Genomic DNA, 6,219 nt, shown 5'->3' on the forward strand with positions numbered 1-6,219 from the left:
GGCTTGCTCGCGAAAGCGGTGAGTCAGTCGACATCGATGTACCTGATACAGCGCTTTCGCGAGCAAGCCCGCTCCCACAGGTGGACATCATCGTTTGTCCGGGTTCAGGCAGTAATGTTCAATCAACTGCCGCAATAGCTGCACGGTAGGCTGCAAACGTGACATTTCAAGGTATTCGCCGGGCTGGTGTGCACAGGCGATGTCGCCGGGGCCGAGCACGATGGTTTCGCAGCCAAGGCGCTGAAGATAAGGCGCTTCGGTGCCGAACGCTACTGCTTCGGCACTGTGACCGGTGAGCTTTTCGGCGATGCGCACCAATTCGGCGTCTTCGGCCTGCTCGAATGGCGGCACTTCCGGGAACAACGGCTTGTAATCGATCTTCACCTGATGCCGCTCGGCCACTGGATTGAGCTTGCGCAGGATTTCCGCACGCAGGACTTTGGGGTCCATGCCCGGCAGCGGACGCAGGTCGAACTCCAGCGAACACTGGCCGCAGATGCGATTCGGATTGTCGCCGCCATGAATACAGCCGAAGTTCATGGTCGGCTGTGGAACGCTGAACTGCGGGTTGTTGAATTCACGCTGCCATAGCAGACGCAAACCGCGCAGCTCGCCAATGGCATCGTGCATCGCTTCGAGGGCGCTGTGGCCCAGGCGCGGATCCGACGAATGGCCGCTCTGCCCGAGGATATCGATGCGCTCCATCATGATGCCCTTGTGCATGCGGATCGGTTTGAGCCCGGTCGGCTCGCCGATCACCGCCGCACGGCCCAGTGGCTTGCCGGCCTCGGCCAGCGCCCGGGCACCGGACATCGAGCTCTCTTCATCACAGGTGGCGAGGATCAGCAGCGGTTGCTTGAACGGCTGGTCGAGCAGCGGCTGCACGGCCTCGATGATCAGCGCGAAAAAACCCTTCATGTCGCAACTGCCCAGCCCGACCCAGCGGCCATCGACTTCGGTGAGTTTCAGCGGATCGGTCTGCCACAGCGCATCGTCGTACGGCACCGTGTCGCTGTGCCCGGCCAATACCAGACCGCCGGGGCCACTGCCAAAACTGGCGAGCAGGTTGAATTTGCCGGGGCTGACCTGCTGGATATCGCAGCTGAAGCCCAGATCCCCCAGCCAACCGGCAAGCAAATCGATCACCGCCCGGTTGGACTGATCCAGGCTCGGTTGGGTGCAACTGACCGACGGTGCGGCGATCAGTGCCGCGAACTGGTCTTGCATGGATGGCAAAGGCATCGCTGACTCCAACTCCCGATTTGAAGTCCATCATAGAGCCATCCGGCGCTCGGAATAAACCGCCGCAGGGCGTAGGAAGTTTGAGTCCTGTACACTGCACGGCCTTGGCAGCCACACATTCCCCCGGCTGCGCTCCCGATCCTGGATTTTCCGGCCATGCAGAAAGAAACCGAAATCAAACTCCGCGTCAGCCGCGAAACCCTCGCTGCCCTGCGCGAGCACCCGCTCCTGAAAAAACGCAACAAAAATGGCTGGGAACGCCGTGAGTTGATGAACCAGTACTTCGACACCCCCGAGCGCGACCTGGCTCAGGCCAAAGTCGCCCTGCGCCTGCGCAAGGACGGTGACGAAGTGATTCAGACCCTCAAGACCCGTGGTCAGAGTGTTGCCGGTCTGTCCGAGCGTAACGAGTACGACTGGAAATTGCCCAAAGCCAAGCTCGACGTGAAGAAACTCGATGGCGAATGCTGGCCCGAGTCGCTGGCCGAGCTGGACAAGAAAACCCTGAAGCCGATCTTCACCACCGATTTCGTCCGCGAGCGTGCGGAAATCGCCTGGGGTCGCGGCAAGGCCAAAGTGGTGATCGAAGCCGCGCTGGACCTCGGTCACGTGGTGGTCGGCAAACAGAAAGAAGAAATCTGCGAGCTGGAACTGGAACTGCGCGAAGGCGAGCCTGCCGCGCTGCTGGAACTGGCCGCCGAACTGGCCGAAACTCTGGCCCTGATGCCCTGCGACATCAGCAAGGCCGAGCGCGGCTACCGTCTGTACGACGCCAACAGCTACTCGCTGAGCCTGCCGGCGCCGCAACTGACCCCGGAAACCCAACTCGACGACGCCTTCGCCGCGCTGGCCTGGCACTTGCTCGGCAGCAGCCAGCGTCTGGCCGAACAATATCGCTTCAACGGCCACTGGCGCCTGCTGCAGGACTGGGTCGAGAACCTCGCGGAAATGCGCGCCCTGCTCAGCAGCCTCGGCCAGGCTGCACCGCGTCCGGCCACTCACGACCTGCGCGTGGCGCTGGATGCACTGCTGGAAGACTGGCGCCCACTGGTTCAGGTCGGTATCGAAGACGAAGACGTACGCAAGGCCGCGCCGGAGCAATTCCTCGAAGAGCTGGAAGACCCGCGCTGGGGCCTGTTCTCGCTGACTGCCTCGCGCTGGCTGCTGGCCCGCACCTGGGCCGCCGAGCGCAACACCCGCGGCAACCGCCAGGGCGCCGCGCAACTGCACAGCTGGCTGCCGCGCATGCTGGGCGAAGAAGCCACGTCCCTGCAATTGCAGCGCTATCAGCAGCAGCCGGAAGATCTGGCCGAGCAACTGCCGCGCATCGAACGCATCCAGGTCTGGCTGCACCACGCGCGTAACGTGCTGGAGATCGCGGAAATGGATCGCCTGTACGGCGAGCTGAACAAACTGGCGCAACTGGCCAACGAGCCGACGATCACTGACGAACTGCTCGATGCGCGCAAGCAGCAGGCGATTGCGGTTTATCAGAATCGTGCGTGGAAAATGCTGCTGCGTATGTAATGACTGTGTGGTGAGGGGACTCATCCCCGATGGACTGCGCAGCAGTCCCTGCTTTCTACTAAAGCGGGGCCGCTTCGCGACCCATCGGGGATAAATCCCCTCGCCACGGAGGCCATCCGTGCTAGACCGGGAGGCTGGTCGTCGACTTGATCTCCGACAGCGCCACAATCGAGTTCACCTCCTGAATCCCTGGCACCAGCGACAGCTTTTCGAAGAAGAATCGCTCATACGCCTCGATGTCCGCCGCGACAATCCGCAACAGAAAATCCACCGCGCCCATCAGCACATAGCACTCCAGCACTTCCGGAAAACCGCGAATTGCCTCGGTGAATTCGGTGAAGTTCGAACGCCCGTGGGCGTTGAGTTTGATCTCGGCGAAGATCTGCGTGTTCAGGCCGATCTTCTTGCGATCAAGCAAGGTCACCTGCCCGCGAATGATCCCCTCCTCCTTCATCCGCTGAATCCGCCGCCAGCACGGCGATTGCGACAGTCCCACCTGCTCGGCGATCTGCGCGCTGGACAGTGACGCGTCCTCTTGCAGCAAGGCGAGAATCCGCCGGTCGTAGCTGTCCAGCTCGCTATGCATAATCAATCCTCAAAATGATCATTTTGCGAATCGTTCAAGTCGAGCAATCCGCGAATCCGCTCATCTTAGACAAGAAATGCCCGACACCGAATGTAAAAATTCCTCCACTGACTCTGGAGACCGGACATGCCTCACCTCGAAGCCGTGAATACCCCTGCGCCCCGCGCCGATGTGTGGAACGTCAACAATGCCCACTGCTGTGCGCGTTACCAGTTGCTCGCCGAAGCCGAGCCGGATCTGTTGGTGCGGGTGCTGAATCTGTTTGCGCTGCAATTCCTCACGCCGCAACAGGTCCACGTCGAACGGCTCGACGATCTGCTGTCGATCGATATCGTCATTGATGGTCTGAGCTGGCATCGCGCCCAGGTGATTGCGGAAAAACTTCGTAACCTGATCAGTGTCTGCTCGGTGAACCTGCAAGACGCCGACACGGCGTGGGCTGCGCCGGCCCAGGCGTCCGGCTGACAAATCCGGCAACGGCTTTGTCGGGTAGTGGCCCAACAGTCTGCGGGGCCACGACTATCCTTTGCGCACAGTCGTTCAAAAGGAGCCCGCATGTCCGTTCAACTCGCCACTCAGGACCGCTGGCTGGATCTCAACGATGTGTTGCGTGAACTGGTCGCCCAGGGTTTTATCAGCCAGGACTCGGCGGAGCAGGCGCTCAACGCCCGCCGCCGCCATGCGACCCACGGCCAGCAACATCCGCTGGAGTTCATCGCCAGCCAGCAACTGGATGACCTCAGCCGTCCAGGCAAACATCTGGACCTGGAAAGCCTGACCCTGTGGCTGGCGCAGCAGGCCGGCCAGCCGTACATGCGCATCGACCCGTTGAAGATCAACGTAGCCGCCATCACCCCGCTGATGTCCTACGCCTTTGCCCAACGGCACAAGATTCTCGCGGTGGCGGTCGACCGCGATGCGGTGGTCGTGGCCAGCGCCCAGCCCTACGTCACCGGTTGGGAGGCTGACTTGACCCACGTGCTGAAGCTGCCGATCAAACGGGTGGTCGCCAACCCGGTGGACATCCAGCGCTTCAGCGTCGAGTTCTTCCGCCTCGCCAAATCGGTCAGCGGCGCCAACAACGCCGATCAGCAAAACGGCAACCTCGGTAACTTCGAACAACTGCTCAACCTCGGCGCCAGTGATCAGGAACCGGACGCCAACGACGCGCATATCGTCAATATCGTCGACTGGCTGTTCCAGTACGCCTTCCAGCAGCGCGCCAGCGATATCCACATCGAACCGCGCCGCGAACAGGGCACCGTGCGTTTCCGCATCGATGGCGTGCTGCACAACGTCTATCAATTCCCGCCGCAGGTGACCATGGCGATCGTCAGTCGCCTGAAAAGCCTCGGGCGGATGAACGTCGCCGAGAAGCGCAAACCCCAGGACGGCCGGGTCAAGACCAAGACCCCGGACGGTGGCGAGGTGGAGCTGCGGCTCTCAACGCTGCCCACCGCATTTGGCGAAAAAATGGTCATGCGGATCTTCGACCCGGAAGTGCTGCTCAAGGACTTCGATCAGTTGGGCTTTTCCGCCGACGACCTGCGCCGCTGGCAGGACATGACCCGTCAGCCCAACGGCATTATTCTGGTGACCGGGCCCACTGGTTCGGGCAAGACCACCACGCTCTACACCACGCTGAAAAAACTGGCGACGCCGGAGATCAACCTCTGCACCATCGAAGACCCGATCGAAATGGTCGAGCCGGCGTTCAACCAGATGCAGGTGCAGCACAACATCGACCTGAGTTTCGCCGCCGGCGTGCGTGCGCTGATGCGGCAAGACCCGGACATCATCATGATCGGCGAGATCCGTGACCTGGAAACCGCAGAAATGGCGATTCAGGCTGCTCTCACCGGCCATCTGGTGCTGTCGACCCTGCACACCAACGATGCCCCCAGCGCGATCAGTCGGCTATTGGAACTCGGCGTGCCGCACTATCTGATTAAAGCCACGGTGCTCGGGGTCATGGCCCAGCGTCTGGTGCGCACCCTGTGCCCGCACTGCAAGGCGCCGCTGACGCTGGAAGAGGAAGACTGGCAAACCCTGACCCGCCCGTGGCAGGCGCCGCTGCCGGGCAATGCGCAACGCGCTATCGGTTGCCTGGAGTGTCGCGACACCGGTTATCGCGGACGCGCCGGGGTCTACGAAATCATGCAGTTGAGCGATAGCCTCAAAGCGCTCATCACCCCCGACACCGACCTCACCGCCATCCGCCGGCAAGCCTTCAAGGAAGGCATGCGCAGCCTGCGCCTGTCGGGTGCGCAGAAGGTCGCGGCGGGGCTGACCACCCTCGAAGAAGTGCTGCGGGTGACACCGCAGAGCGAGCAGAAATAGGCCACTACGGAACCGGATTGGCGAATCGTTATCCAACGCCGTAGTTAACCCCCAGGAGTCACTCAATCATGCGTCTCAAACTTGCTGTCGCCACCGTTGCCTTGCTGTCCCTTCCCGTTGGTTCAGCGATGGCCGACAGCTTTTGGCGTAACGTCATTTCGTCCGGCGCCACCACCGGTTCGACCTACCTGACCTTCAAGGATCACAAGCTGATCGTTGCCGCACAGGACGATGCCGGCAGCTTCGTTGCCAGCGATGGCGGCATCCGTGGGCCGTACCTGGAAGCAGCGATGCAGAAAGTCCGCGCCGACAATCCGGGCCTGCAGGCCACGGACATGGAACTGGCGAATGCGATTCTGGCGAAGAACGCAGTGGCCTCCGAGTAAGCCAGGCGCCAACAAAAATGCCGCTCAATCGAGCGGCATTTTTTTGCCCGTAATGTCGAATTCACCACACCCCCTGTGGGAGCGGGCTTGCTCGCGAAGGCGGTGGGTCAGACGCATCCATTTTTCTGACACGACGCC

The 6,219-nt window shown here is 61.6% G+C and carries 6 protein-coding genes; 4 read left to right on the plus strand and 2 right to left on the minus strand.

Annotated features, from left to right (window positions below; genetic code table 11):
- Positions 1 to 87: 87 nt before the first annotated feature.
- Entirely contained in the window at positions 88 to 1,242 is a 1,155-nt protein-coding gene (argE, locus tag QMX91_RS28120) for an acetylornithine deacetylase (RefSeq protein WP_282413704.1), read from the minus strand.
- 156 nt (positions 1,243 to 1,398) lie between these two features.
- Between argE and QMX91_RS28125 the strand changes: the two genes are divergently transcribed.
- A complete protein-coding gene (locus QMX91_RS28125) occupies positions 1,399 to 2,769 on the plus strand; it encodes a CYTH domain-containing protein (RefSeq protein ID WP_282413705.1) in 1,371 nt (456 codons plus the stop codon).
- A 121-nt stretch (positions 2,770 to 2,890) separates the two neighbouring features.
- On the opposite strand, the gene QMX91_RS28130 is transcribed toward QMX91_RS28125, so the two are convergent.
- On the minus strand, positions 2,891 to 3,355 hold the full coding sequence (locus QMX91_RS28130) for an Lrp/AsnC family transcriptional regulator (protein ID WP_027610503.1): 465 nt from the start codon (positions 3,353 to 3,355) through the stop codon (positions 2,891 to 2,893).
- A 126-nt stretch (positions 3,356 to 3,481) separates the two neighbouring features.
- On the opposite strand from QMX91_RS28130, the gene QMX91_RS28135 reads away from it, so the two are divergent.
- The 3 genes from QMX91_RS28135 to QMX91_RS28145 all read left to right on the plus strand — a co-directional run bounded on the left by QMX91_RS28135 (position 3,482) and on the right by QMX91_RS28145 (position 6,081).
- Entirely contained in the window at positions 3,482 to 3,820 is a 339-nt protein-coding gene (locus QMX91_RS28135; protein WP_096796142.1) for a hypothetical protein, read from the plus strand.
- 90 nt (positions 3,821 to 3,910) lie between these two features.
- The gene (locus QMX91_RS28140) at positions 3,911 to 5,695 is read left to right on the plus strand and encodes a GspE/PulE family protein (protein WP_027610501.1); all 1,785 of its coding nucleotides are present in this window, start codon (positions 3,911 to 3,913) and stop codon (positions 5,693 to 5,695) included.
- Between the two features lie 65 nt (positions 5,696 to 5,760).
- Positions 5,761 to 6,081: a DUF2388 domain-containing protein gene (locus tag QMX91_RS28145; RefSeq protein WP_177409030.1), complete on the plus strand. Its 321-nt coding sequence runs from the start codon at positions 5,761 to 5,763 to the stop codon at positions 6,079 to 6,081.
- Positions 6,082 to 6,219 lie beyond the last annotated feature (138 nt).

Source organism: Pseudomonas sp. PS01299, assembly GCF_029960145.1.
GTDB lineage: Bacteria > Pseudomonadota > Gammaproteobacteria > Pseudomonadales > Pseudomonadaceae > Aquipseudomonas > Aquipseudomonas putida_A.

Coding starts and splice junctions, on each gene's coding strand:
- QMX91_RS28140 (WP_027610501.1), top strand. CDS start 3,911: ATGTCCGTTCAACTCGCCACTCAGGACCGCTGGCTGGATCTCAACGAT.
- QMX91_RS28135 (WP_096796142.1), top strand. CDS start 3,482: ATGCCTCACCTCGAAGCCGTGAATACCCCTGCGCCCCGCGCCGATGTG.
- argE (WP_282413704.1), bottom strand. CDS start 1,242: ATGCCTTTGCCATCCATGCAAGACCAGTTCGCGGCACTGATCGCCGCA.
- QMX91_RS28130 (WP_027610503.1), bottom strand. CDS start 3,355: ATGCATAGCGAGCTGGACAGCTACGACCGGCGGATTCTCGCCTTGCTG.
- QMX91_RS28125 (WP_282413705.1), top strand. CDS start 1,399: ATGCAGAAAGAAACCGAAATCAAACTCCGCGTCAGCCGCGAAACCCTC.